The sequence below is a fragment of the Burkholderia diffusa genome, from assembly GCF_902499115.1.
GTDB lineage: Bacteria > Pseudomonadota > Gammaproteobacteria > Burkholderiales > Burkholderiaceae > Burkholderia > Burkholderia diffusa.
Map to the genome: position 1 here is coordinate 115,538 of NZ_CABVPN010000003.1, position 23,853 is coordinate 139,390.

Below are 23,853 nucleotides of genomic sequence, written 5' to 3' on the forward strand. Positions count from 1 at the left end.
GCGCGGCTGCGCTGGCTATTGCTGCGACATCGCCTGGCGGGCGGGCGGCGTCTGGGCCAGCCAGGCGGGGCTCGCGGCCTGCACGAGTTCGCGATTGCGCGCGCGCGTCGCAGCGTTCGGCGGGTAGTTGCCGTCGTTCGTCGGCAGTTCGCCGTCGAGATAGGCCTGCTTGAGCTGGTCGATGACTTCCGCGCGGGTCAGCCCCGGTGTGGGGGCCGACGCATCGGTCTGGGCAAAGGCGGGGGACAGCAGGGCGGCTGCAGCGGTCGCGACGGCGAATCGCAGGACGTTCTTCATGGTGGGCTCCGATCAATGGGACGGGGTACCGGAGGCGCGCGGCGAGGTGCGATGCGTTCCGATGTGAGCCCATTGTCGCGAGCGGGTGCTGCGCGGACGATGACGCGTTCCGGGCAACGCTGTCAGGTGCGACGGACGCGCCCGGGTGCGGCCGGGCGCGCGGTGCCGCGCTACAGCTCGGCCGCCGCCGTGATCAGCGTGGCTTCGAGCGCGAGCGTCGAGCGCGACGCGGCCGCCGGGCGGTCGATCACGTATTCGAGTTCGCCGAGTTCGGGCAGCCCTGCGTCGAGCCGCGCGAGCCCGGCCGGAATCACGTAGCCGGCGAACGCGCTGACGCCGAGCCCCGCGCTCGCGGCCGCGCGCAGCACCGCGATGCTGCTGCTCACGACGGCGATCCGGTACGGGCGGCCGACCGCCTCGAGCGACTCGAGCACGCGGCGGCGCGACACGCTCGGCTCCGGATGCATCGCGAGCGGCAGCACGGCCTCGTGGCCGGTGATCCGCGAATCGGGGCCGGTGCACCAGTACAGCGGCTCGCTGCGGATCACGCGGCCGCGCCGGCTGCCGGCGATGCGTTTCGCGAACACCAGATCGTGCCGGCCTTCGTCGAGCGCGTCGAACAGGTCGCCCGACAGCCCCGTCGAGATCGCAAGCTCGACGTCCGGATTGCGCTGCACGAAGCTCGCGAGCGCGGCCGTCAGGTGCGCGGACGCGAAATCCTCCGACATCGCGAGCCGCACCTTGCCCGACAGCGGTGGGCCGCACACCGACGTGACGGCCTCGTCCATCAGCTCGAGGATGCGCACCGCGTAGCGGAACAGCGCGTCGCCGTGCTGCGACAGGTGCACGTTGCGCGTGTCGCGCTCGAACAGCGGCCGGTCGAGCAGCTCCTCGAGGCGGCGGATGTGCTGGCTGACGGTCGACTGCGACAGGCTCACGCGCTCGGATGCGGCGGTGAAACTGCCGGACTGGGCGACGGCAACGAAGCTGCGCAGCAGCTCAGGCGGTAACGGGCGCATTGCTAAATCCACTGAATCGGTTTCGACAACTTCATAAATGGCCGGATTATGCGGGGCTAGTATCGGATCACGCGCCGGTGCGACCTCTGCGACCGGGGGCCACCAGACGCGTAGCCCGTGTCGCGCCGCCGGCTGCATCGGTCAGTCTAAGCCATCCGGCGTCCGGCCCGAAACCGCATCATCCCATCGACCCCGAGAACGTGCTCGCACGACGAGCCGCCGGGCCGCGGCGCACCGCCGCAGGAGACAGACAGTCCGCCCGGGATCGGCGTGCGGGCCTGACTCCCGCACGCGTTCGGCGCCCGTCACGAAGAGACTGGAGACGACTCATGATCATCTACGGAACCGCGCTGCTGGCGTTCTGCCACCTGGCCGGACTGTTCCTTGGCGACCTGCTTGGCACCGCGATCGGCGTGAAAACCAACGTCGGCGGCGTCGGCATAGCGATGCTGCTGCTGATCTGCCTGCGCCTGTGGCTGCATCGCCGTGGCTGGCTGCCGAAGGAGACCGAGGCCGGCGTCGGTTTCTGGGGCGCGATGTACATCCCGGTGGTCGTCGCGATGGCCGCGAACCAGAACGTCGTCGCCGCGCTCAAGGGCGGCCCCGTCGCGCTGCTGGCCGCCATTGGCGCGGTCGCGATCTGCGCATGCTGCATCGCGGTACTCGTGCGCACCGGGCGCGACGACACGGCCTTCGCGGGCGTGCCGCAATTCGAAGAACAGTGACGGAGGCCACCATGTTGCAGATGCTCGAAAAAACCGTCGCCCACAACGGGCTCGTCGCATCGTTCGCGCTGGTCGGCCTGATCATGTGGCTGTCGTCGATCGCGTCGCGCAAGCTCACGTTCGGCCGCGTGCACGGCTCCGCGATCGCGATCGTGATCGGCCTCGTGCTCGCCTATGTCGGCGGCGCATTCACCGGTGGCGAGAAGGGGCTGGCCGACGTCAAGCTGTTCGCCGGTATCGGCCTGATGGGCGGCGCGATGCTGCGCGATTTCGCGATCGTCGCGACCGCGTTCGAAGTGCAGCCGGCCGAGGCGCGCAAGGCCGGCCTCGTCGGCGTCGTGTCGCTGCTGCTCGGCACCGTGCTGCCGTTCATCGTCGGCGCGTGCATCGCGCGCGCGTTCGGCTATACCGACGCGGTCAGCATGACGACGATCGGCGCGGGCGCCGTCACCTACATCGTCGGGCCCGTCACGGGCGCGGCGATCGGTGCGGGCTCCGACGTGATCGCGCTCAGCATCGCGACCGGGCTCGTGAAGGCAATCATCGTGATGGTCGGCACGCCGGTCGCGGCCAGCTTCATGGGCCTGAAGACGCCGCGCTCCGCGATGATCTTCGGCGGCCTGGCCGGCACCGTGAGCGGCGTGAGTGCGGGGCTTGCCGCGACCGACCGCCGGCTCGTGCCGTATGGCGCGCTGGTCGCGACGTTCCATACCGGCGTCGGCTGCCTGCTCGGGCCGTCGGTGCTGTTCTTCACGACGCGCGCGCTGGTCGGCGCGTGACCGCGCATGGCCCGTCGCGCGCGGGCCGCATCCATCGCGGCGTCCTCTGAGTCGCATTCGTCAACATCATCAATCGGCGGCGGCGCCAGGCTTAGAATGCCGCTGAACCATCGAAGCGGGAGAACTGTTCATGACGGGATGGAATCACGCGCGGCAGGCGCGCGATGCACGCCTCGCGGCCGGCGCGGCATTCGCGCGGGGCAAGCGGGTCGATGCGCGCGACGCCGTCGCGTTGCTGGAAGCAGTGCTGCGGCCCGGCGACCGCGTGTGCCTCGAAGGCGACAACCAGAAGCAGGCCGACCTGCTCGCGACGGCGCTCGCCGACGTCGACAGCGCGAAGATCCACGACCTGCACATGGTGCAGTCGGGCGTCGTGCTGCCCGAGCATCTCGACGTGTTCGAGCGCGGCATCGCGAAGCGGCTCGACTTCGCGTATTCGGGCCCGCAGTCGCAGCGGATCGCGAAGCTGCTGTTCGGCGGCAAGATCGCGCTCGGCGCGGTGCACACGTATCTCGAACTGTTCGCGCGCTACTTCATCGACCTCACGCCGCATGTCGCGCTGATCGCGGCGGTCAGCGCCGACGCCGACGGCAATCTCTATACCGGCCCGAACACGGAAGACACGCCGACCGTCGTCGAGGCCACCGCGTTCAAGGACGGCATCGTGATCGCGCAGGTCGACCGGATCGTCGACAAGGTGCCGCGCGTCGACATCCCGGGCGACCGCGTGCATTTCGTCGTCGAGGCCGGCCGGCCGTTCTACGTCGAGCCGCTGTTCACGCGCGACCCGGCCGCGATCACCGAGACACAGATCCTGACCGCGATGCTCGCGATCAAGGGCATCTACGAACCGTACGGGATCAAGCGCCTGAATCACGGGATCGGCTTCAACACGGCCGCGATCGAGCTGCTGCTGCCGACCTACGGCGCGAAGCTCGGGCTGAAAGGCAAGGTCTGCACGCACTGGGCGCTCAATCCGCACCCGACGCTGATTCCCGCGATCGAATCGGGCTGGGTCGAGCAGATCCACTGCTTCGGCTCCGAAGTCGGGATGGACGACTACATCCGCGCGCGCTCCGACGTGTGGTTCACGGGCCCGGACGGCTCGCTTCGCTCGAACCGTGCGTTCTGCCAGACCGCCGGCCTTTACGCGTGCGACATGTTCATCGGCTCGACGCTGCAGATCGACCTGTCCGGCCATTCGTCGACGGTCACCGCCGAGCGGATCGCCGGTTTCGGCGGCGCGCCGAACATGGGCAGCGACGCGCGCGGCCGCCGCCACCCGAGCGAGCCGTGGCTGAAGGCCGGCGCGGAAGCCGACCCGGACACGCCGGCGGCGCTCAGGCGCGGCCGCAAGCTGGTCGTGCAGATCGGCGAGACCTTCGGCGACAAGAACGTGCCGATGTTCGTCGAGAAGCTCGATGCGCTGAAGCTCGCCGACAAGCTGCAGCTCGACCTCGCACCGATCATGGTCTACGGCGACGACGTCACGCACATCGTCACCGAGGAAGGGATCGCGAACCTGCTGATGTGCCGCGACAAGGACGAACGCGAGCATGCGATCCGCGGCGTGGCCGGCTACACGGAAGTCGGCCGCGGCCGCGACCGCAGAATGGTCGAGCGCCTGCGCGAGCGCGGCGTGATCCGCCGCCCGGAAGATCTCGGCATCGATCCGCTCGACGCCGACCGCCGCTGGCTCGCCGCGCGCTCGATCAAGGATCTCGTGCACTGGTCGGGCGGCCTGTATGCGCCGCCGGCCCGGTTCCGCAACTGGTGAGGAAGAGGGCATGGAACAGTTGAACTATCGCTTCACCGCGCGCGGGCGTGCGCGGGGCGAACTGGCCACCGCGCTCGTCGGCGTGGTCGCGTCCGGCAATCTCGAGGTGCTCGTCGAGCGCGTGCTGCCGGGCAACGAATGCGAGATCGACATCCGCACCGCGGCGGTCGGTTTCGGCGCGGTGTGGCAGGCGGTGGTGTCGGACTTCGTCGAACGGCGCGCGCCGGGCGGCCTGAAGCTGTCGATCAACGACGGCGGCGCGCGGCCGGACATGGTGTCGCTGCGGCTCGCGCAAGCCGTGCGCGCGATCGAGGGGGACGCATGATGACCGACGCGATCCACGACGCGCCCGCGTTCGTCGCGAACGCCGCGAGCTGGTACGAAGCGTCGGCGCGCCAGCGCGTCGACGGGCTGCTCGACGCGGGCAGCTTCACGGAATTTCTCGGGCCGGGCGAGCGTGTGATGAGTCCGCACTTGCCGCTGTTCGACCTGCCGCAGCAGTTCGACGACGGGATGGTGGTCGGCCACGGCCGGCTCGGCGGCCAGCCGGTGTTCGTCGCCGCGCAGGAGGGCCGCTTCATGGGCGGTGCGTTCGGCGAAGTGCACGGCGCGAAGCTCACCGGGTTGCTGCGCGCCGCGCGCGACGTCGGCAAGCCGGTGCTGATCCTGTTCGACACCGGCGGCGTGCGGCTGCAGGAAGCGAATGCGGGCGAGCTCGCGATCGCCGAGATCATGCGTGCGCTCGTCGAGGCGCGCGCGGCGGGCGTGCCGGTGATCGGGCTGATCGGCGGGCGCGCGGGCTGTTACGGCGGCGGCGGGCTGCTCGCCGCGTGCTGCTCGGCGCGCGCGGTGTCCGAGCAGGGGCGCATCAGCGTGTCGGGGCCCGAGGTGATCGAGACCAACCGCGGTGTCGAGGAATTCGACGCGAAGGACCGCGCGCTGATCTGGCGCACGATGGGCGGCAAGCACCGTCGGCTGATCGGCAGCGCGGATCGCTATGTGGCCGATACGCCCGATGCGTTTCGCGCGGCCGCGCTCGACCTGATCGGCCGTGCGCCGACATTCGATGCGGCGATGCTGCGCGCGGAGCAGGCGCGGCTCGAAGCGCGCGTCGAGCGGTTCGGCACGTGCAGGGATGCGCTCGACGTGTGGCGCGCGCTCGGCGCGAGCGAGCCGGAAGCGATTCCCGGCATGTCCGACGATGAATTCGCGAAGCTCGCCGATCAACTGCAGGAGCAGAAATGACACGACCCCCACGCTTACTTGGTTCGCTGCCCCCCGAGGGGGCGCCTGCCTCCCTTGGGGTGGCCCGGCGGGAGGCAGCATGACGCTCGATGAAGTTCTGAATTCGCTGTTTCCCGAAGGCCATTCGATCAAGCGAAACGGCGGCCTGCTGACGGGCCACGCTGAACTGACCGGCACGCGCGTCGACGTGATCGGCGTCGCCGATCGCTTGCCGTTCGGCATCGACGAAGCCATCACGCTCGCATCGCACGTGCTCGACACGATCGAGCGTGGCGGCGGCACGCCGATTCTCGTGCTCGTCGACAGCGACAGCCAGCGGATGAGCAAGCGCGACGAACTGCTCGGCCTGAACGAAGGGCTGTCGCATCTCGCGAAATGCCTGATGCATGCGGAGCTTGCCGGGCACCGGACGATCGGCCTGCTGTACGGCCATACGGCCGCAGGCGCGTTCATCGCGACCGCGCTCGCGACACGCACGCTGCTCGCGGTGCCGGGTGCCGAGCCCGAGGTGATGGACCTGCCGTCGATGTCGCGCGTGACGAAGCTGCCGATCGACGTGCTGAAGGCAATGGCACGCTCGACGCCGGTGTTCGCGCCGGGGCTCGACAATCTCGTGAAGATGGGCGCTGTCGACGCCGTGCTCGATCCAGCCCGCGCGCTCGACGCGCAGGTCGGCGAATGGCTCGGCAAGCCGGCCGATCGCACCGATGGTCGTGCGGCGCGCGGCCGGCCGGTCGCGGCCGATGTCGCGCGGCGCGTCGAGGCACTCGCGCGTGCCGCACGCTGACACGCCGCTGCGACGCCACACGCTCGTCACGCTGACGGCGGCCGGGTGGCGTGCGGCATGCGCGCGCGATCCCGCGCTGGCGGCCGATCCGCTCGTGCACGCGTGGGCCGCGCGCGGCTGGCCGACGATCGTGCGCCGCGCGTCGCCCGACGAGGCCGATGCGCGGCGCGTGCCGCTCGGCTTGCCGCTGCCGCCTTCCGCGGGCAAACGGCGCGTCGCACTGAACGTCGCCGACGACGCGGTGGAGTCGGTCGGCCCGCTGCCCACGCTGGCCGACGTGCTGGCCGCTGCGCCCGACGCATGGCACGCGACGCTGCGCGAGCTGGATGCGCTCGGCGCGCGCTGCGGCGTGCAGGGTCGCGTGTTCGGCAGCCTCGCGTGGCAGGCGCTGACGGGCGAGCGCTATCTGAGCGCGTCCTCCGATCTCGACATCGTGTTCCCGCTGCCGGACGCCGCATCGCTCGCTGCGCTGCTCGACGGCCTGGCTGCACTCGACACGCGCGCGCCGATGCGCATCGACGGCGAACTGCTGCGCGACGACGGCGCGGGCGTGAACTGGCGCGAATTGCATGCGCGGCTGCCTGAAGTCGCGGTCAAGACGGCGATCACCGTCGAACTGATGTCCGCCGACGCATTCACGGGAGGCACGCGATGAGTGCTTGGGCCGCACGCCGGGCGGCGGCGCCGTCCGAGGCCGAGCGCATCGCCGAACTCGCCGAGCGCAGTCTCGTGCTCGAAATCGAGACTTATCCGAAACCGGGCCTCGTCAGTCACGTCGACACCGGCAGCCATGCGGACATGGACGCCGCGACGTTCGCGCGCAGCGCGGCCGTGCTGCGGCCGTACTTCGCGGAACTCGCCGACGCCGGCGCGCGTGACGCGGACATGGCCGTGCTGCGCAAGATCGGGCTGCGCGCGGAACACGCGATGCTCGCGGCGACCGGCGGCGTCAACACGCATCGCGGCGCGATTTTCGGGCTCGGGTTGCTGTGCGCGGCCGCCGGCCGCCGCACGGTGCCCGGCACGGCGGCCCGCACGATGACGCTCGGCGCGTTCGTCGCGCAGCGGTGGGGCACCGAGATCCTCGGCGGCCCGCGGCTGCCCGACAGTCACGGCGAGCGCGCGAGCCGCCGCTACGGCGTCGGCGGCGCGCGTCGCGAGGCGGCCGACGGGTTCGCGACCGTGTACGGCGTCGGATTGCCGGCGCTGCGCAGCGCGCAGCGCCGCGTGCCGGACGATCCGGAGGCCGCGCGCGTCGACGCATGCTTCGCGCTGATCGCCGCGCTCGACGATACGAATCTGCTGCACCGGGGTGGGCAGGCCGGCCTCGATTTCGCGCGGGCCACGGCACGCGCATTCGTCGCCCGCGGCGGCATACGCGCTCGCGACTGGCGATTGCGCGCGGCCGCCGCGCACCGCGCGTTCGTCGCACGCCGGCTGAGCCCGGGCGGCGCGGCCGACCTGCTGGCGATGAGCGTGTTCGTCGACGCACTCGAAGCGGCCGAGGAGGGGGGATGACGCTGGCGATCCTGTGTTCGGGGCAAGGCGCGCAGCGGGCGGACATGTTCGAATTGACCGGCGCCGCGCCACAGGCTGATCCGCTGTTCGAGCATGCGGGCCGGCTCCTTGGCGACGATCCGCGCGACTGGGTGCGGCATGCCGAACCGGACGCGCTGCGCGAGAACCGCGCCGCGCAGATTCTTTGCACGGTGCAGGCGCTCGCGGCGGCCGCGTTGCTCGAAGCGGTGTGGCCGCGCCGGCGCTGTGTCGCGGGGTACAGCGTCGGCGAAGTCGCGTCGTGGAGCGTCGCGGGGATGATCGATCCGCACGACGCGCTGGATCTGGCCGACGCGCGCGCGCGCGCAATGGACGCCGCGAGCGGCGGCGACGAGCGGATGGCGTTCGTGCGCGGGCTGACGCGCGCGCAGCTCACGCAACTGTGCGACGGTCGCGATGCGGCGATCGCGATCGCCAATCCGGGCGACGCATTCGTGGTGGCGGGGCGGCAGGCCGACGTTGCCGCGGTGGCCGACGACGCGGCACGCGACGGTGCGGTGCGCGTCGCGCCCGTGTGCGTAAGGATCGCGTCGCACACGCGCCGGCTCGCGTCGGCGGTGCCCGCGTTTCGCGCGTCGCTGGCTGGCGTGAACGTGCGCCGGCCGTTGCCTGGTACGCGGCTGTTTTCGGGGATCGACGGTGCGTCGGTGCTCGATGTCGGCACGGGGCTGGACAAGCTCGCGCGGCAGATCGCGGAGCCGGTCGAGTGGGCGGCCTGCCTGGCCGCGTGCGTCGAGGCCGGCGCGACCGCGTTTCTCGAGCTCGGCCCGGGCCGAGCCTTGGCCGAGATGGCGGGCGGCGCTTATCCGGCACTGCCGGCACGCAGCGTCGCGGATTTCCGTTCGGTCGACGGTATCGCGAACTGGCTCGCGCGCGTCGCGCCCGGCTGACGGGCGGCGCGCGAGCGGCCCGGAAACGCCTGGAAATCCCGGCGAGATCGATTCCGGAACCGGCCCGCCAGGTGGTGGTTGCGCACCGGGTGTTGCGCCGGCGCAGCAGCGTCGCAGCAGGCGCTTGCCACGCGAATTGGCGTCGCTACAATGGCGCCCGCCATGAGACCAGCCGCCTTCCTCCTCGCCGTGCTTTGCGGCGCGGCGACCGCCCACGCCAGCCCGATTCCGTCCGATGCCGCATCGGTCGGCACGTACTTTTCGTATGACAATGCGGCGGCCGACGCGACCGTCGACCTGATCGGACAGGCGCAGCGCCGCGTGTTGCTGGCCGGCTACGCGTACGTGCCGCCCGCGGTCGCGGCGGCGCTGCGCGACGCGCGTTCGCGCGGGATCGAAGTGCGGGTCGTGCTGGTGCGTTCGCCGCGTGCGGGCAAATACAGCGGCGCGGGTTATCTGAAATCGGCCGGCATCGACGTCGCGATCGATTCGCGGCATGGCGATCCCGCGCCGCGCTTCGTGATCGTCGACGACAGCGTCGCGCTGACGACGCTGTCCGACGGCGCGCCCGCGCACGCGGAAACGGTGAACGTGTTCCAGCGCGCACCGGAGCTCGCGCAGTCGTACGCGCAGTCGTTCTGGCGGCTGTACCGGCAGGCCGGCGGGCTCTGAGCGCCTGACGGCGGACCCGCCCGGGCAAACCGCCACCCATCCTTTTCCCGCCGTAATCCGCATGCCGCGCGCGCCGGTATGACCCCGCTTGCATCGGCGCGTCCGATGAACCATGCTCGTTGAACAGGGTGCCGGTGCGTGCGTCGCGCATCCGGCGCAACGGGCAGGGAGCCATCGTGATCGAATGTTTTGCCGATCGCGCCGACGCGGGGCGCCGGCTTGCGCATGCGCTGCAGGACTATGCGGGGCGTCGCGACGTCGTCGTGCTCGCGCTGCCGCGTGGCGGCGTGCCGGTCGCATTCCCGGTCACGCAGGCGCTGCGCGCGCCGCTCGACGTGCTGGTGGTGCGCAAGCTGGGCATGCCGTCCGATCCGGAATTCGCGATCGGCGCGATCGCGACCGGCGGAGCGATCTACCTGCAGCATTCGGCGATCCGCGCGATGGGCGTGACCGATGCGCAACTGGCGGACGTGATCGCGCGCGAGACAGCCGAACTGCAGCGCCGCGAAGCGCTGTATCGCGGCGCCCGGCCGCCGCTGCCGGTCGACGGCCGGATCGCGATCGTCGTCGACGATGGCGTTGCGACCGGCGCGTCGATGCGCGTTGCGCTGCAGGCGCTGCGCGAACGCCACCCCGCGCGCATCGTGGCCGCCGCACCCGTCGCGCCGGGCGGTGCCCGGCATGCGTTCGACGATCTGGCCGACGCGTTCGTGACGGTGTTGCAGCCGCTGTCGTTCCTCGCAATCAGCCAGTTCTACGCGCGTTTCGACCAGACCGGGGACGACGAGGTGCGTGCGCTCCTCGACGCGGCCCGCGCGCCTGACGACGACATCACGTCCGCCTGATACGGCGCCGGCGCGATCCCGGGCGAGCGGCTTCGGCCTGCACGAATACGCGCTGCAGCGCCGGATGGACTTCGCCGTGCCAGCGCGCGCCCGTGAACAACCCGTAATGATCGCAATCGTCGACATCGAGGCGCTGGCGCTCACCGGCCTTGAGGCCGCGGCACATGGCCAGCGCTGCATGCGTCTGGCCGACGCCCGTGACGGCGTCGCATCCGCCTTCGACCGTCAGCAGCGCGACGCCGCGCAGCGCGGCCGGCTCGACGCGCTGCCCGCCGACGTCCCACGTGCCGTTCGCGAGGCACATTCGCTGAAACACGATATCGACGGTATCCAGGAAGTATTCGGCCGGCATGTCGAGCAGCGCCGTGTATTCGCGCAGCGCACGCCGCGCGTCCGCCAGCGCCGTCAGGTCGAAATGCGACGCCGCGCGCGCGTAGTCCTCGATCAGCGTCAGAAAGCGCTGCGGATACAGCAGCGCGATCTCGCCTTGCTGAAGATAGGTCGGGAACACGTGCCGGCCGCGGCCGGGGAAGCGGGGCGGCACAATGTCGATCAGGTGGCGGCGGCACCACGCGAGCGACCGGGACGCGGCGGTCGTGCCGAGCGTGGTCGGGTTGACGCGCGCGTCGAGCGGCCCGCCGATCAGCGTGATGCTCGCGGGCGGTGCGAGGCCGCGAGCGGCGCGCAGCGCAAGTGCGCCGAGCGCGGGAACGGTGGCCTGGCACACGGCGACGACGTGCAGCGGTCGCTCGTCGCGGGCGAGCGCGTCGACGAAGCCGTCGAGCGTCGCCACGTATTCGTCGAGCCCGAAGCGACCGGCCGCGAGCGGGACGTCGCGCGCATTGACCCAGTCGGTCACGCAGACGTCGCCGTCCGCGAGCAGCGCCTCGACGGTCTCCCGCATCATCACGGCCGCATGTCCGGCGAGCGGTGCGCACAGCAGCACCGTGCGCCGCGCGGCGTCGCGCGCGAAGCGTCGCAACTGGCAGAACGGCGTGCGCGCGACGATCCGCTCGTCGATCGCCGGGCGCCGGATCTCGAATCGCGGCGGCCCGGCGGCGGGCCCGAGGAGCGGCTCGAACAGGTCGTCGTAGCACGACGACGCGGCGTGCGCCAGCGTCGCGGCGGGCCATGTGTCGAACGCGTGGCGCGTCGCCGCGCGCCAGGCGCGCATCCATTCCCGCTGCTGCTCGACGACGGTGTACCACATGGCGAACCTTGGGGCGGAGGGGGCGTGAATCTGCATTATGGTCACTCTGGCCGCGCAGCGGGTGTCGGAAACGCGAACAGGCCCTAGGCGGCGACGCACGGCGCTGCTACAGTCGTCGGTCCCATTCCCTCAAGCGGAGCGTTCGCGATGAAGCTGATCGGCATGCTGGATTCCCCGTTCGTGCGCCGTGCCGCCATTTCGGCGAAGCTGCTCGACCTGCCGTTCGAACACGAGTCGATCTCGGTGTTCCGTCAGTTCGACCGGTTCCAGACATTCAACCCGGTCGTGAAGGCGCCGACCCTCGTGACCGACGACGGTGCGACGCTGATCGATTCGTCGCTGATCGTCGACTATCTCGACCATCGCGTCGCGCCCGAGCGGCGCCTGCTGCCCGACGCCGCCGACGCGCGGCTACGCACGCTCGTGCCGGTCGGATTCGCGCTGGCAGCGGCGGAGAAGACCGTGCAGGTGGTGTACGAGCACGCGCTGCGGCCAGCCGAGAAGCAGCACTCGCCATGGCTCGAGCGCGTGCTGGGCCAGATCGAGGCCGCGTATGGCGAGCTCGAGCCGCTCGTCGCGGCCGCGAACGGCTGGCTCGGCGGCGCGCGCCTGCTGCAGTCCGACGTGACCGTCGCCGTCGCGTGGCGCTTTACGCAATTCATGACCGCCGATTACCCGGCGCTCGCACGGATCGATCCGGCCCGTTATCCGGCACTCGCCGCGCATTCGGCGCGGGCGGAAGCGCTGCCGGCGTTTGTCGAGACGCCGCTCGACTGAAGCCGGCGGCTGTCGCGTCGGCACGGGAGCGGGGGCGACGGGCGACGCGACCGGCGTGCGGTCCCGCCGGGACTCGTGCCGGCTTCCGGCACCGATCGACCCGGCCGCTATCGGCTGCCCGGTCGCCCGTTTTCGCCCGGCGCGGCGTCCGCAAGACGCCGCCGCGCGCCGTCCGTCTGGCGCTCCCGAACCATCCGCCGCCGCCCGCTCGGCCCCGTGCGCCAAAGGCCCGGCCGATTGTTCTCCGTCACTGACAAGTGACTTCGCATTCGCGCTGTTTATCCGGTTGCGGCCGATCCCTAGAATCCATTCCATCGAATAAGCATTGCCTGATGGAGCCGATGATGAGAGCGCTGATCGAATCGAGTCTGTACCACCCGTCCGTCGTGTTGCCGCTTGCCGCGCTGACGCAGCTGATGGTCGAGCGCGATTTCAATCTCGGCCAGGTCGGCCTGATCGTCGCGGCGCGCGGTGCGCAGGCTGCGGTGTCGCGTTCGCGGGCGCTGATCTTCTGCCGCCACTGCGAAGCGCACGCATGATCGCGCAGCCACCCAACAGATGAAAAAAAGCCCGGCCGGCGCAAGCCGGTCGGGCGGATCGGATTCGATCTGGCCCCGGCTTTTGCCGGGGCTTTTTCTTGGGCGTTGCTCAGGCGCGTACAGTCGACACGACGCCGTAAATCTCCGCATCGTCGTCCTCGCGCATCTGGCGTACCAACTGGTGCGCCTCGCGGCGCGTCGCGACGGCCGGCGGCGAGCCCTTGAGCGGCTGGCGCGCGGTTTCGGCAAGCGCGACGACCGACACGATGCCGATCACGGCGGCGCCCATCATGTAGTACGCGGGCATCATCAGGTTATGGGTCACGTCGACGAGCCACGCGGTGACGAGCGGCGTCGTGCCGCCGAACAGCGACACCGACACGTTGAAGCCGATCGCAAGCGCGCCGTAGCGGATCTCGGTCGGGAACAGCGCCGGCAGTGCCGACGGCATCACACCGGTGAAGCACGACAGCAGCACGCCGAGGATCAGCAGGCCGCCGAACACCGACGCGGTGGTGGCCGTATGGATCAGCATCATCGATGGGATCGACAGCACGAGCAGGCCGACGCAGCCGGCCAGCATCACGGGCTTGCGGCCGATCCTGTCCGACAGGCGGCCGGCGGCGAGCGTCAGCGGCATCATCAGCACCATCACGATCAGCACCAGCACGAGGCTGTGCGATTCGTCGAAGTGCAGCGTCGACGACATGAAGCTCGGCAGGTACGACAGCACCATGTAGTCGGTCACGTTGAAGATCAGCACGAGGCCGACGCAGAGTAGCAGCGCACGCCAGTTGCGCATCAGCGTTTCGCGGAAGCGCGCCTTCGGCACGGCCTTGTCCTGCGCTTCGCGCTCTTCGGCCTGGCGCTTGAACGCCGGCGTTTCCTCGAGCTTCATCCGGATGTAGAGGCCGATCAGGCCGAGCGGGCCGGCGATCAGGAACGGCACGCGCCAGCCCCACGACAGCAGCGCCTCCTGCGACAGCGATGCGGTCAGCAGCGCGACGACACCCGCACCCATCACATAGCCGATCAGCGTGCCGAACTCGAGGAAGCTGCCCATGAAGCCGCGGCGCTTGTCGGTCGAGAATTCGGCGATGAAGGTGGCGGCGCCGCCGTATTCGCCGCCGGTCGAGAAGCCCTGCACGAGGCGGGCGACGAGCAGCAGTATCGGCGCCAAGATGCCGATCGACGCGTAGCTGGGGATCAGGCCGATCGCGAAGGTGCCGACGGCCATCATGATCATGGTGGCGGCGAGCACGCGCTGGCGGCCGATGCGGTCGCCGAGCGGGCCGAACACCATGCCGCCGAGCGGGCGCACGAGGAATGCGGCCGCGAACGTGCCGAAGGTCGCGAGCAACTGCGCGGACGGGCTGCTGGAGGGGAAGAACACCTTGCCGAGCGTGACGGCGATATAGCTGTAGACACCGAAGTCGAACCATTCCATCGCATTGCCGATGGCCATCGCGCTGACGGCGCGCTTGAGCAGGCTCTGGTCGACGACGGTAATGTCGTCCGCGGCGAGTGGGACCTCGCCGGACGACGTGGAGGAAGAAGCAGCGGTCGGGCTGACGTGTGTTGCGGTCAAGGTCATGCACTCCTTTGACTGCGCCGGAACGGGCGGGCCGTCCGACACGGTTTGCCGGCGAGCGCGATGTCGCGTGCTGCGCGTCGGGGCAGGCCATTTAAGCGCTTACTGCACATGAGGCGGTAAAGGGCCGGAAGGGACTGCTTCGACGCGGGCCCGATGGGCCGTCGCGACTGTGCGCTCATGAAGAATGGGCCGCGTGATGCGAGCGGCAGATGCCGGTGCGGACGGTGTCCGGCGTTCCGGCAAGCGCCCCGGAGGGGCAACGAAACGAGAAAAGCGGGCCTGTCGGGCGGGCTTTCCTGTGGATGCAATTTCGGTCGAAGCACCGGCCTGCAACGCGCGGACGGACTCCTTTCGAAATCGAATAGACAGATATTGAATGTTGAAACTGGCGACATGATAGCACGATGGCAGACGATCGTGCAAATTGCCCGGAATCTCCCGTCTGGCGGCGGTTCCGCCCGGGTCGCCTCCGGTATGATCGGCGGCGCGCGGCCCACCGGGCGGGTGGGGCGAATCTGCGAGGAACCGGATGACCGAACTGATCAGGATTGCGGCGCTGTTCGCCGTCACTGCACTGGCCGAAATCGTCGGCTGCTACCTGCCTTGGCTCGTGCTGAAGGGCGGCCGGCCCGTGTGGCTGCTGGTACCGGCAGCGCTGTCGCTCGCGTTGTTCGCGTGGCTGCTGACGCTGCATCCGAGCGCGGCGGGGCGCACCTATGCGGCATACGGCGGCGTGTATATCGCGGTGGCGTTGATCTGGCTGCGGGTGGTCGACGGCATCGCGCTGTCCCGCTGGGATGTGGCTGGCGCGGTGCTTGCGCTCGGCGGGATGGCCATCATCGCGCTGCAGCCGCGCGCGTGAGCGCGGCTGCAGGCGCCGGTCGGGAGATGCTGCGTCAGGCGGCTTTGGCGGCTTCGCCAGCATCCGCATCGGCGGACTTGCGCCACACGCAGGTGCCCTTGACCGACTTGTCGAGTTCGTCGAGTTGGGTCTGGTGGGCGGCGAGTTCGTCGTCGCTCGCTGAGAGAACCGGCAGGTCGAGCGACGTGAGTGACACGCGCTGGCCGTTCGCGGCGCCACCGTCGGCGCCTGCGTCGTCGAGCATGTCGATCACGAGGCTGTCCTGGCCGCGCGTCATCGCGAGATAGACTTCGGCGAGCAGTTCCGAGTCGAGCAGTGCGCCGTGCAGCGTGCGGTGCGCGTTGCTGATGCCGAACCGGTCGCACAGCGCGTCGAGCGAATTGCGCTTGCCGGGAAACATCTGCTTGGCCTGCACGAGCGTGTCGATCACGCCGCTGCAATGCTCGCTGAACGGCGGCAGGTCGAGCCGGGCGAATTCGGCGTCGAGGAACCCGAGGTCGAACGGCGCGTTGTGGATGATCAGCTCGGCGTCCTTTACGAAGTCGCGGATCTGGTCGACGACTTCCGCGAACTTCGGCTTGTCGCTCAGGAATTCGGTCGTGAGGCCGTGCACGGCCAGTGCGCCCGGATCGCTGTCGCGCTCGGGGTTCACGTAGATGTGCAGGTTGTTGCCGGTGAGCCGCCGGTTCAGCAGCTCGACGCAGCCGATTTCGATCAGGCGGTCGCCCGTGCGGGGATTCAGGCCGGTGGTTTCGGTATCGAGAATGATCTGGCGCATGTCGGATAAATCAGGAAAGACAGTAGGGTTGGGTGGCCTGCGTTCAGGCCACGAGCGATTCGACACCGCGATTCGCGAGCGCGTCCGCGCGTTCGTTTTCGGGGTGGCCCGCGTGGCCCTTCACCCAGCGCCACTCGACCTCGTGCTGCGCGACGAGCGCGTCGAGGCGCTTCCACAGGTCGGCGTTCTTCACCGGGGTTTTCGCCGCGGTGACCCAGCCCTTCTTCTTCCAGCCGTGGATCCACTCGCTGATGCCTTTCTGCACGTATTGCGAGTCGGTATGCACGATCACGCGGCACGGCCGTTTCAGCGCCTCGAGCGCGGCAATCACGCCCATCAGTTCCATGCGGTTGTTGGTCGTGTCGGGCTCGCCGCCGAACAGCTCCTTTTCGCGGTCGCCGTAGCGCAGCAGTGCGCCCCAGCCGCCGGGGCCGGGGTTGCCCTTGCAGGCGCCGTCGGTATAGATGTCGATGGTGTCGGTGGTCATGAGTGTTCTTGATGGGTGGTCGGGGTGGCCGCCGGCGTGAGGCCCGGCGCGAGCACGGGCTTCTTCATCTTGATCGGGCCGACGAGGCGCATGCCGCGCACGCGCTTGACGGCCGTGACCATGTAGACGGCGCCGAAGATTGGCCACCAGCGGTCGCCGGCGGCTTCCATGAAGCCGTAGCGGGCAAGCCATTTGTCGGTGACGAGCGGCGGCCGGTAGCAGCCGAAGCGGCCGCGCTCGAGATCGAAGCCGAGCAGCTTGATCCAGTCCTTGAGCCGGATGAACGCGATCTGGTCGCGCGCGGACGGCACGAACGGACGGTTCGCCATGCGTCCGAACGATTGCCGCATGCCCCACAGGCTCAACGAATTGAAGCCGGTGATCACGAGCTGGCCTTCCGGCATCAGCACGCGTTCGGCTTCGCGCAGCAGGCGGTGAGGGTCGGACGTGAATTCAAGCGTGTGCGGCATCACGATCAGGTCGACGCTCTGCGACTCGAACGGCAGGTCGAGCAGGTCGCACCACGTGGTGCTGCGACCGGCCGGCGCGTGTTCGGGCGCGTGCGCCTCGCGCGCCCACGGATACTGGTAGGGCGCGCTCGCGCCGCTTGCCGGGTCGAGCACGAGGCCGCGATACGGCATGCGGTTCTCGCGCAGCGCATCGAGCTGCGGCAGGCCGAGCTGCAGCGCGTGAAACCCGAAGACGTCGGACACGATCCGGTCGAGCTGCGCTTGCTCCCAGTCCAGCACATAGCGGCCGGGCGGCGAGTCGGTCCAGGCGGGCCAGTCTATAATTTGACGATCGGACATAACGATGATTGCGCGCCCATGAACGAGCTGGAATACGTGCCGGTTCCGGCATTCGAAGACAACTATATCTGGCTCGTCTCGGACGGCCGCGATGCGATCGCCGTCGATCCGGGTGAAGCCGCGCCCGTACGCCGTGTTCTTGCCGAACGCGGCTGGCGGTTGACCGCTATTTTACTCACGCACCATCACGCCGACCATGTCGGCGGTGTCGCCGCGCTGCGCGATGGCCAACCGGACGATGTGCCACTGGTCGTCTTCGGCCCGGCGGCCGAGGCGATCGGCGTGGTCATGCGGCCGCTCGAGGGCGGCGATCGCGTGACGCTCGACGCACCGGCGCTCACGTTCGACGTGCTCGACGTGCCGGGGCATACGCGCGGTCACATCGCCTATTTCCAGGCGGCCGGGCAGGGCGCCGCCACCCCTCATGTGTTCTGCGGCGACACGCTGTTCTCGTGCGGCTGCGGTCGCCTGTTCGAAGGCACGCCCGCGCAGATGCTCGCATCGCTCGACGCGCTCGCGGCGCTGCCCGGCGACACTCGCGTGCATTGCGCACACGAATATACGCTGTCGAACATCCGCTTCGCGCTCGCGTGCGAACCGGGCAATGCGGCGCTCGCCGCCTGGCGCGACGAAGCGCAGGCGCTGCGCGCGCGCGGCGTGCCGACGCTGCCCACTACGATCGCGCACGAACGCGCCGTCAACCCGTTCATGCGGTCGGACAGCGCGGCCATCCATGCGACGCTCGAGGCCGAGCTGCACGAAACCGTGCCGGATCGCCTGGCGGCATTCACGCTGATGCGCGAGTGGAAAAACCGGTTCCGATGACGATTTCCGGAGGACTCCAAAAAGCTCAGGCAGAGCCTGTAAAAATTGCTCCAACTGTAGGATTTGGCTGAGTTTTCGGTGTTTTTATTGACGTGAAGCACGCACTTCCGTAGTATCGCCAGCAATTTCCAGCCGTCGGAAGCCGAGATTTTCATGCGACTTATATTGAGTGCGATGGTGGTCCTGCTGCTCGCCGCTTGTGCGAGCCAGGCTCCTGTCGCCAACAACGCCGCCGATTCGCAGGCAGCGTCCAACTACCTCCGTAAATCAGCCACCGCCAAAGAAACTGTCGACGTCGACAAGCAATCCGTCGGCGACCTGACCAGTGCAGATTCCGATCTCTGGGGCCGTATCCGTCGCGGCTTCCAGATGCCCGACCTGCAGAGCGACCTCGTCGACATGCAGACGACCTGGTACACGCAGCGTCCCGATTACGTGCAGCGCATGACCGAGCGCTCGCAGAAATATCTGTACCACATCGTCGAGGAGCTCGAAGCGCGCCACATGCCGACCGAGCTCGCGCTGCTGCCGTTCATCGAATCCGCCTACAACCCGCAGGCGCTGTCGGTCGCGAAGGCGGCCGGCATGTGGCAGTTCATGCCGGGCACCGGCCGCACGTACAACCTGAAGCGCAACATGTGGCAGGATGAACGACGCGACGTGCTCGCGTCGACGAGCGCCGCGCTCGACTACCTGTCGCGCCTGCATGACATGTTCGGCGACTGGTATCTGGCGCTGGCCGCGTACAACTGGGGCGAGGGCAACGTGCAGCGTGCGATCGCACGCAACCAGGCGGCCGGCCTGCCGACCGACTACCAGAGCCTGCGGATGCCGAACGAGACGCGCAACTACGTGCCGAAGCTGCAGGCGGTGAAGAACATCATCGCGAATCCGCAGCAGTTCGGCCTGACGCTGCCGGAGATCCCGAACCACCCGTATTTCGTGACGGTCACGACGTCGCGCGACATCGACGTGGCGGTGGCCGCGAAGCTCGCGAACCTGTCGCTCGACGAGTTCCGTTCGCTGAACCCGTCGTTCTCGAAGCCGGTGATCCTCGGCGCGACCGAGCCGCAGATCCTGCTGCCGTTCGACAACGCGTCAGCGTTCGAGAAGAACCTGAAGGCTTACAACGGCCAGTTGTCGACGTGGACCACCTATACGGTCAGCGAGCGCGCGCGCCCGGCCGCGATCGCCGAGAAGATCGGTGTCGACGCCGATACGCTGATGTCGGTCAACAAGATTCCCGCCGGCATGCGCCTGAAGCCGGGCTCGACGATCGTCGTGCCGCGCGGCGATGACGACGACGAGGACATCAGCGCGGACGTTGCGGAAAACGGCGTACTCGCGATGGAGCCCGACGTACCCGACACGCGCAAGATGCTGATCCGCGTGCGCCGCAAGCAGTCGATGGCGGCGATCGCCGGCCGCTACGGCGTGTCGGTCGGCCAGCTGAAGGCATGGAACCGCACGCATCGCGATCTCGCGATGCCGGGCCAGGCGCTCGTGCTGCACGTGCCGGTCGGCCGCGCGGTGCCGGCCGAGCCGGGTCCGGAGCGGATCGCGACGTCGACCTCCGGCGCGCATATCGAGCGTGCGAGCCTGTCCGTTGGCGGCAAGTCGCGCGGCGCGAAGCGCGGTGCCGCGAAGCCGGCGGCTCGCGCGACGAAGGCTGCTCCCGCGAAGGCTGCTCCCGCGAAGGCGGCGCCGGCCAAGGCAGCGCCGAAGGCCGCTGCAAGCAAGGGCAAGAAGAAGTAGCGCGACCGCGGCGCGGCGGTCCGGCCGGACCGTGTGTTTGCGTTATCATCCGATGAAATACGAAGCAACGCCGTCACCGAGGTGACGGCGTTTTCGTTTGTGCGCGGCAGCGGGGTCGCTGCTTCGCGGGGCCGGGATCGGATCACGAGGAGGAGCGATGTCGTCGGTGCAGGTGAGGGTGCTCGCGCTGTTTGCGGTCGGATATTTCGTGTCCTATGTGTTCCGCGGCGTCAATCTCGGCTTCGCGTCGTTCGTCACGCACGAGCTCGGGCTATCGGCCGCCGATCTCGGACTGCTCACCAGTCTCTATTTCCTCGGTTTTGCCGGCGCGCAGATTCCGGCCGGCGTGCTGCTCGACCATTTCGGCCCGCGCCGCGTGACGGCCGGGATGTTGCTGTTCGCGGCCGCCGGTGCCGCCGTGTTTGGCGTCGCGCACGACCTCGGCACGATGATGGTCGGCCGGCTGCTGATCGGCGTCGGCGTATCGGTGTGTCTCGGTGCGGCGTTCAAGGCGCTCGCGCAGCATTTTCCGGTCGGCCGGCTGCCGCTCGTCAACGGTCTCGTGATGGCCGTCGGCGGCCTGGGCGGCGTCGCGGTCGGCTCGCCGTTGACCTGGCTGCTCGGCGTCACGAGCTGGCGTGTGATCTGCGGCGGCCTCGCGGTGCTGACGGTCGTCGTCGCGGCCGCGATCGGCTTTGGTGCGCCGGAAGCCGAGCGGCCGCGCCATCAGGGCGGGCTCGTCAGCCAGTTCAAGGGCACGTGGCACATCCTGGGCAGCCGCGCATTCTGGAAGATCTCGTCATTCTCGATCGTCACGCAGGGCGTGTTCTACGCGATGCAGTCACTGTGGGTCGGTCCGTACCTGCGCGACGTCGCGGGATTCGATGCGCAGCGCGCCGCGCGGCTCGTGTCGGTGCTCGGCTTCGCGATGATGGCCGGCTGTGTCGGTTTCGGCGCGGCGGCGCGCGTGCTCGAGCGCCGCGGGGTGTCCGTCCAGGCATTTTGCGGCGTCGGCATGGTGCTGTTCGTCGCCACGCAAATCGCGATCGTCGCGCGCGTGCCGCTGCCGCCGGCCGTGCTGTGGGCGGCCTACGGAATGTTCGGCGGCGTCGGGATCCTGACCTATGCTGTGCTTGCCGGTCACTTCCCGGCCCATCTGATCGGCCGCGCGAATACGACACTGACGCTCGTGATCTTCGTGCTGATCTTTGCGTTCCAGATCGGTATCGGCGCGGTGCTGTCGCACTGGCCGGCCGTCGACGGCCATTACCCGGCTGCCGCCCACGTCACCGCGTGGAGCGTGCTGCTCGCGCTGCAGCTTGCCAGCGCGGTCTGGTACGTGTGGCCCGCGCGCAGTGCTGGCAAGCACGTTGATCCGGCGGTACGCTGACGGGTAGGGCGGCTGCGGAAACGGGGCCGCAGCAAGGAATGTCGCGCCTGATGCCACGGCATTGCGCGCGCCGCATGCGTGATCGGACGGCCATATCAATTGAAGATAAGGTCATTTTCGGGCTATAATTTGAAAGTTTGTGCTGATCAACCTCGCACCCTAGCGCCTACCTCACTTATCCCGTTCATCCGCCGCACGCCGCACGCCGCCTGTCGGGCGATGCCGCGAAGCCTCGTGCGCCACGCGCCGGGTTCGCGTGCCGACACAGCAGGTCGCGTCCAGCTAGCGACTCCGCGCGCCTATGCAGCGCGGCGCTCGCGCGGCAGGGTAAACAGGTCGGCAGCAGGGTGTTCCCCAAGGAGCCTCCCGTGTTGCCGTCTTTTTCTCCCGCCTTGCTTGCACTCGCCGACGGCACGGTCTTTCGTGGTTATTCGATCGGGGCCGAAGGCCACACGATCGGTGAAGTCGTGTTCAACACCGCGATTACCGGCTATCAGGAAATCCTGACTGATCCGAGCTACGCGCGTCAGATCGTCACGCTCACCTACCCGCATATCGGCAACGTCGGCGTCAACGCCGAAGATGTCGAAGCCACGAAAGTCCATGCCGCCGGCCTGATCATCCGTGATCTGCCGACGCTCGCATCGAATTTCCGCATGGACCGCACGCTCGGCGACTACCTGCGCGACGAAGGCGTCGTCGCGATCGCCGGCATCGATACCCGCAAGCTCACCCGTATCCTGCGCGACAAGGGCGCGCAGAACGGTTGCATCCTGGCCGGCTCGAACGACGAGGCGAAGGCGATCGAACTCGCTCGCTCGTTCCCCGGCCTCGCGGGCATGGATCTCGCGAAGGTCGTGTCGACCACGAAGCCGTTCGAGTGGAAGCAGACCGAATGGCGCCTCGGCAGCGGCTACGGCATGCAGGAAGCGCCGAAGTACCGCGTCGTTGCGTACGACTTCGGCGTCAAGTACAACATCCTGCGCATGCTCGCGGAGCGCGGCTGCCACGTGACGGTGCTGCCGGCCGAGGCGAGCGCGGCCGACGCGCTCGCGCTGAATCCGGACGGCATCTTCCTGTCGAACGGCCCGGGCGACCCGGAGCCGTGCGACTACGCGATCGCGGCGGCCAAGGAGTTCATCGAGCGCGGTGTGCCGACCTTCGGCATCTGCCTCGGCCACCAGATCATGGGCCTCGCGGTCGGCGCGAAGACGCTGAAGATGAAGACGGGCCACCACGGCGCGAACCACCCGGTGAAGGATCTCGGCGACGGTCGCGTGGTCATCACGTCGCAGAACCACGGTTTCGCGGTCGACGCGGATTCGCTGCCGGCCAACGCGCGCGTGACGCACGTTTCGCTGTTCGACGGCACGCTGCAGGGTTTCGAGCTGACCGACAAGCCGGCATTCTGCTTCCAGGGTCACCCGGAAGCGTCGCCCGGCCCGCACGACATCGCGTATCTGTTCGACCGTTTCACCGCACTGATGGACGCGGCGAAGCAGCGCAACGCCTGACGCGACTGAAGCAACCGAAGAACGGGAGATTCGCATCATGTTCGGCCACGCACTCGGCATCACGGATATCTGGACCTACGTGTTCGGCGTGATCTTCATCATCCTGCTGCCGGGGCCGAACTCGATGTACGTGCTGTCGCTTGCGGCCCAGCGCGGCGTGAAGGCCGGCTATCGCGCGGCCTGCGGCGTGTTCCTGGGCGACACGGTGCTGATGGTGCTGTCCGCCGCGGGCGTCGCGTCGCTGCTGAAGGCGAACCCGCTGCTGTTCTCCGTCGTCAAGTACGGCGGTGCCGCGTACCTGCTGTACATCGGCACGGGGATGCTGCGCAGCGCGTGGCAGAAGCTGCGCGCGCGCGCCGATGCGCCGGCCGATGCACCGCGTGCGGTCGACGGCGAGCGGCCATTCCGCAAGGCGCTGATCGTGAGCCTCCTGAATCCGAAGGCGATCCTGTTCTTCATCTCGTTCTTCATCCAGTTCGTCGACCCGGCGTTCCCGCATCCCGCGCTGTCGTTCGTCGTGCTCGGGGCGATCGCGCAATGCGCGAGCTTCCTGTACCTGAGCACGCTGATCTTCGCGGGCGCGCGGCTCGCCGAGCATTTCCGCCGCCGCCGCAAGCTCGCGGCGGGCGCGGCGAGCAGCGTGGGCGGCCTGTTCATCGGTTTCTCGGTGAAGCTCGCGCTCGCCACCATGAGCTGAGCGCAACCGCCGATCCGCGACAA

At 69.1% G+C, this 23,853-nt stretch carries 26 protein-coding genes; 19 read left to right on the top strand and 7 right to left on the bottom strand.

The features are described from left to right. Positions 1-15: 15 nt before the first annotated feature. Positions 16-297, bottom strand: coding sequence for a DUF4148 domain-containing protein (locus BTE28158_RS04070; protein WP_124626700.1), 282 nt, complete (start codon positions 295-297; stop codon positions 16-18). A gap of 170 nt (positions 298-467) precedes the next feature. Further along, complete coding sequence (locus BTE28158_RS04075; protein ID WP_114176641.1) at positions 468-1,316, bottom strand: LysR substrate-binding domain-containing protein; 849 nt, start codon at positions 1,314-1,316, stop codon at positions 468-470. A gap of 329 nt (positions 1,317-1,645) precedes the next feature. Between BTE28158_RS04075 and madL the strand changes: the two genes are divergently transcribed. The 11 genes from madL to BTE28158_RS04130 all read left to right on the top strand — a co-directional run bounded on the left by madL (position 1,646) and on the right by BTE28158_RS04130 (position 10,593). Further along, on the top strand, positions 1,646-2,041 hold the full coding sequence (madL, locus tag BTE28158_RS04080) for a malonate transporter subunit MadL (RefSeq protein ID WP_124626698.1): 396 nt from the start codon (positions 1,646-1,648) through the stop codon (positions 2,039-2,041). 11 nt (positions 2,042-2,052) lie between these two features. Then, positions 2,053-2,820 (top strand): malonate transporter subunit MadM, encoded by a 768-nt coding sequence (gene madM, locus BTE28158_RS04085; RefSeq protein WP_151051770.1) that lies wholly within the window; start codon positions 2,053-2,055, stop codon positions 2,818-2,820. A gap of 130 nt (positions 2,821-2,950) precedes the next feature. Beyond that, positions 2,951-4,597, top strand: coding sequence for a malonate decarboxylase subunit alpha (mdcA, locus tag BTE28158_RS04090; protein ID WP_151051772.1), 1,647 nt, complete (start codon positions 2,951-2,953; stop codon positions 4,595-4,597). A 10-nt stretch (positions 4,598-4,607) separates the two neighbouring features. Then, positions 4,608-4,922, top strand: a complete 315-nt coding sequence (gene mdcC / locus BTE28158_RS04095) for a malonate decarboxylase acyl carrier protein (RefSeq protein ID WP_059603544.1) — start codon at positions 4,608-4,610, stop codon at positions 4,920-4,922. Continuing rightward, complete coding sequence (locus BTE28158_RS04100) at positions 4,919-5,842, top strand: biotin-independent malonate decarboxylase subunit beta (protein WP_151051773.1); 924 nt, start codon at positions 4,919-4,921, stop codon at positions 5,840-5,842. Before mdcC ends, BTE28158_RS04100 begins: the two co-directional genes overlap by 4 nt. 79 nt (positions 5,843-5,921) lie before the next feature. Then, a complete protein-coding gene (gene mdcE, locus BTE28158_RS04105) occupies positions 5,922-6,629 on the top strand; it encodes a biotin-independent malonate decarboxylase subunit gamma (RefSeq protein ID WP_151051775.1) in 708 nt (235 codons plus the stop codon). Continuing rightward, positions 6,616-7,284 (top strand): malonate decarboxylase holo-[acyl-carrier-protein] synthase, encoded by a 669-nt coding sequence (mdcG, locus tag BTE28158_RS04110; RefSeq protein WP_174919697.1) that lies wholly within the window; start codon positions 6,616-6,618, stop codon positions 7,282-7,284. Before mdcE ends, mdcG begins: the two co-directional genes overlap by 14 nt. Then, a complete protein-coding gene (gene mdcB, locus BTE28158_RS04115; RefSeq protein WP_174919699.1) occupies positions 7,281-8,147 on the top strand; it encodes a triphosphoribosyl-dephospho-CoA synthase MdcB in 867 nt (288 codons plus the stop codon). Before mdcG ends, mdcB begins: the two co-directional genes overlap by 4 nt. Then, complete coding sequence (gene mdcH / locus BTE28158_RS04120; RefSeq protein WP_151047856.1) at positions 8,144-9,076, top strand: malonate decarboxylase subunit epsilon; 933 nt, start codon at positions 8,144-8,146, stop codon at positions 9,074-9,076. Before mdcB ends, mdcH begins: the two co-directional genes overlap by 4 nt. A gap of 150 nt (positions 9,077-9,226) precedes the next feature. Beyond that, complete coding sequence (locus tag BTE28158_RS04125; protein ID WP_151047855.1) at positions 9,227-9,748, top strand: phospholipase D-like domain-containing protein; 522 nt, start codon at positions 9,227-9,229, stop codon at positions 9,746-9,748. A 176-nt stretch (positions 9,749-9,924) separates the two neighbouring features. Beyond that, positions 9,925-10,593, top strand: coding sequence for a phosphoribosyltransferase (locus tag BTE28158_RS04130; protein WP_151047854.1), 669 nt, complete (start codon positions 9,925-9,927; stop codon positions 10,591-10,593). Here BTE28158_RS04130 and phaZ read toward each other — a convergent pair. Next, positions 10,580-11,803, bottom strand: coding sequence for a polyhydroxyalkanoate depolymerase (phaZ, locus tag BTE28158_RS04135; protein WP_151047853.1), 1,224 nt, complete (start codon positions 11,801-11,803; stop codon positions 10,580-10,582). The two genes, BTE28158_RS04130 and phaZ, sit on opposite strands and share 14 nt — an antisense overlap. Before the next feature lie 147 nt (positions 11,804-11,950). Between phaZ and BTE28158_RS04140 the strand changes: the two genes are divergently transcribed. Together BTE28158_RS04140 and BTE28158_RS04145 are read left to right on the top strand one after the other, a co-directional pair. After that, a complete protein-coding gene (locus BTE28158_RS04140) occupies positions 11,951-12,580 on the top strand; it encodes a glutathione S-transferase (RefSeq protein ID WP_151047852.1) in 630 nt (209 codons plus the stop codon). A 341-nt stretch (positions 12,581-12,921) separates the two neighbouring features. Beyond that, a complete protein-coding gene (locus BTE28158_RS04145) occupies positions 12,922-13,119 on the top strand; it encodes a hypothetical protein (protein ID WP_044844954.1) in 198 nt (65 codons plus the stop codon). A gap of 109 nt (positions 13,120-13,228) precedes the next feature. On the opposite strand, the gene proP is transcribed toward BTE28158_RS04145, so the two are convergent. After that, the gene (proP, locus tag BTE28158_RS04150; protein ID WP_151047851.1) at positions 13,229-14,713 is read right to left on the bottom strand and encodes a glycine betaine/L-proline transporter ProP; all 1,485 of its coding nucleotides are present in this window, start codon (positions 14,711-14,713) and stop codon (positions 13,229-13,231) included. 529 nt (positions 14,714-15,242) lie between these two features. Between proP and BTE28158_RS04155 the strand changes: the two genes are divergently transcribed. After that, complete coding sequence (locus tag BTE28158_RS04155; RefSeq protein ID WP_059523489.1) at positions 15,243-15,575, top strand: YnfA family protein; 333 nt, start codon at positions 15,243-15,245, stop codon at positions 15,573-15,575. Positions 15,576-15,609: 34 nt separating this feature from the next. Here BTE28158_RS04155 and dnaQ read toward each other — a convergent pair whose 3' ends face one another. The 3 genes from dnaQ to BTE28158_RS04170 are packed head-to-tail and all read right to left on the bottom strand — an operon-like array spanning position 15,610 to position 17,649. Beyond that, positions 15,610-16,353, bottom strand: coding sequence for a DNA polymerase III subunit epsilon (dnaQ, locus tag BTE28158_RS04160; protein ID WP_151047850.1), 744 nt, complete (start codon positions 16,351-16,353; stop codon positions 15,610-15,612). 43 nt (positions 16,354-16,396) lie between these two features. After that, entirely contained in the window at positions 16,397-16,840 is a 444-nt protein-coding gene (gene rnhA, locus BTE28158_RS04165; RefSeq protein ID WP_059523484.1) for a ribonuclease HI, read from the bottom strand. After that, positions 16,837-17,649 (bottom strand): class I SAM-dependent methyltransferase, encoded by an 813-nt coding sequence (locus tag BTE28158_RS04170; protein WP_059603577.1) that lies wholly within the window; start codon positions 17,647-17,649, stop codon positions 16,837-16,839. The genes rnhA and BTE28158_RS04170 overlap by 4 nt, the downstream gene beginning before the upstream one ends. 18 nt (positions 17,650-17,667) lie before the next feature. Between BTE28158_RS04170 and gloB the strand changes: the two genes are divergently transcribed. The 5 genes from gloB (at position 17,668) to leuE (ending at position 23,830) form a co-directional block, all read left to right on the top strand. Next, positions 17,668-18,474 carry a hydroxyacylglutathione hydrolase gene (gene gloB / locus BTE28158_RS04175; RefSeq protein WP_151047849.1) on the top strand — a complete coding sequence of 269 codons (807 nt, stop codon included), beginning with the start codon at positions 17,668-17,670 and terminating at the stop codon, positions 18,472-18,474. 153 nt (positions 18,475-18,627) lie between these two features. Continuing rightward, positions 18,628-20,229, top strand: coding sequence for a transglycosylase SLT domain-containing protein (locus BTE28158_RS04180; RefSeq protein ID WP_151047848.1), 1,602 nt, complete (start codon positions 18,628-18,630; stop codon positions 20,227-20,229). Between the two features lie 157 nt (positions 20,230-20,386). Next, on the top strand, positions 20,387-21,619 hold the full coding sequence (locus tag BTE28158_RS04185) for an MFS transporter (protein ID WP_151047847.1): 1,233 nt from the start codon (positions 20,387-20,389) through the stop codon (positions 21,617-21,619). Positions 21,620-21,987: 368 nt separating this feature from the next. Continuing rightward, positions 21,988-23,133, top strand: coding sequence for a glutamine-hydrolyzing carbamoyl-phosphate synthase small subunit (gene carA / locus BTE28158_RS04190; protein WP_059523474.1), 1,146 nt, complete (start codon positions 21,988-21,990; stop codon positions 23,131-23,133). Positions 23,134-23,170: 37 nt separating this feature from the next. Continuing rightward, positions 23,171-23,830, top strand: a complete 660-nt coding sequence (gene leuE, locus BTE28158_RS04195; RefSeq protein ID WP_059603588.1) for a leucine efflux protein LeuE — start codon at positions 23,171-23,173, stop codon at positions 23,828-23,830. Positions 23,831-23,853: the final 23 nt, after the last annotated feature.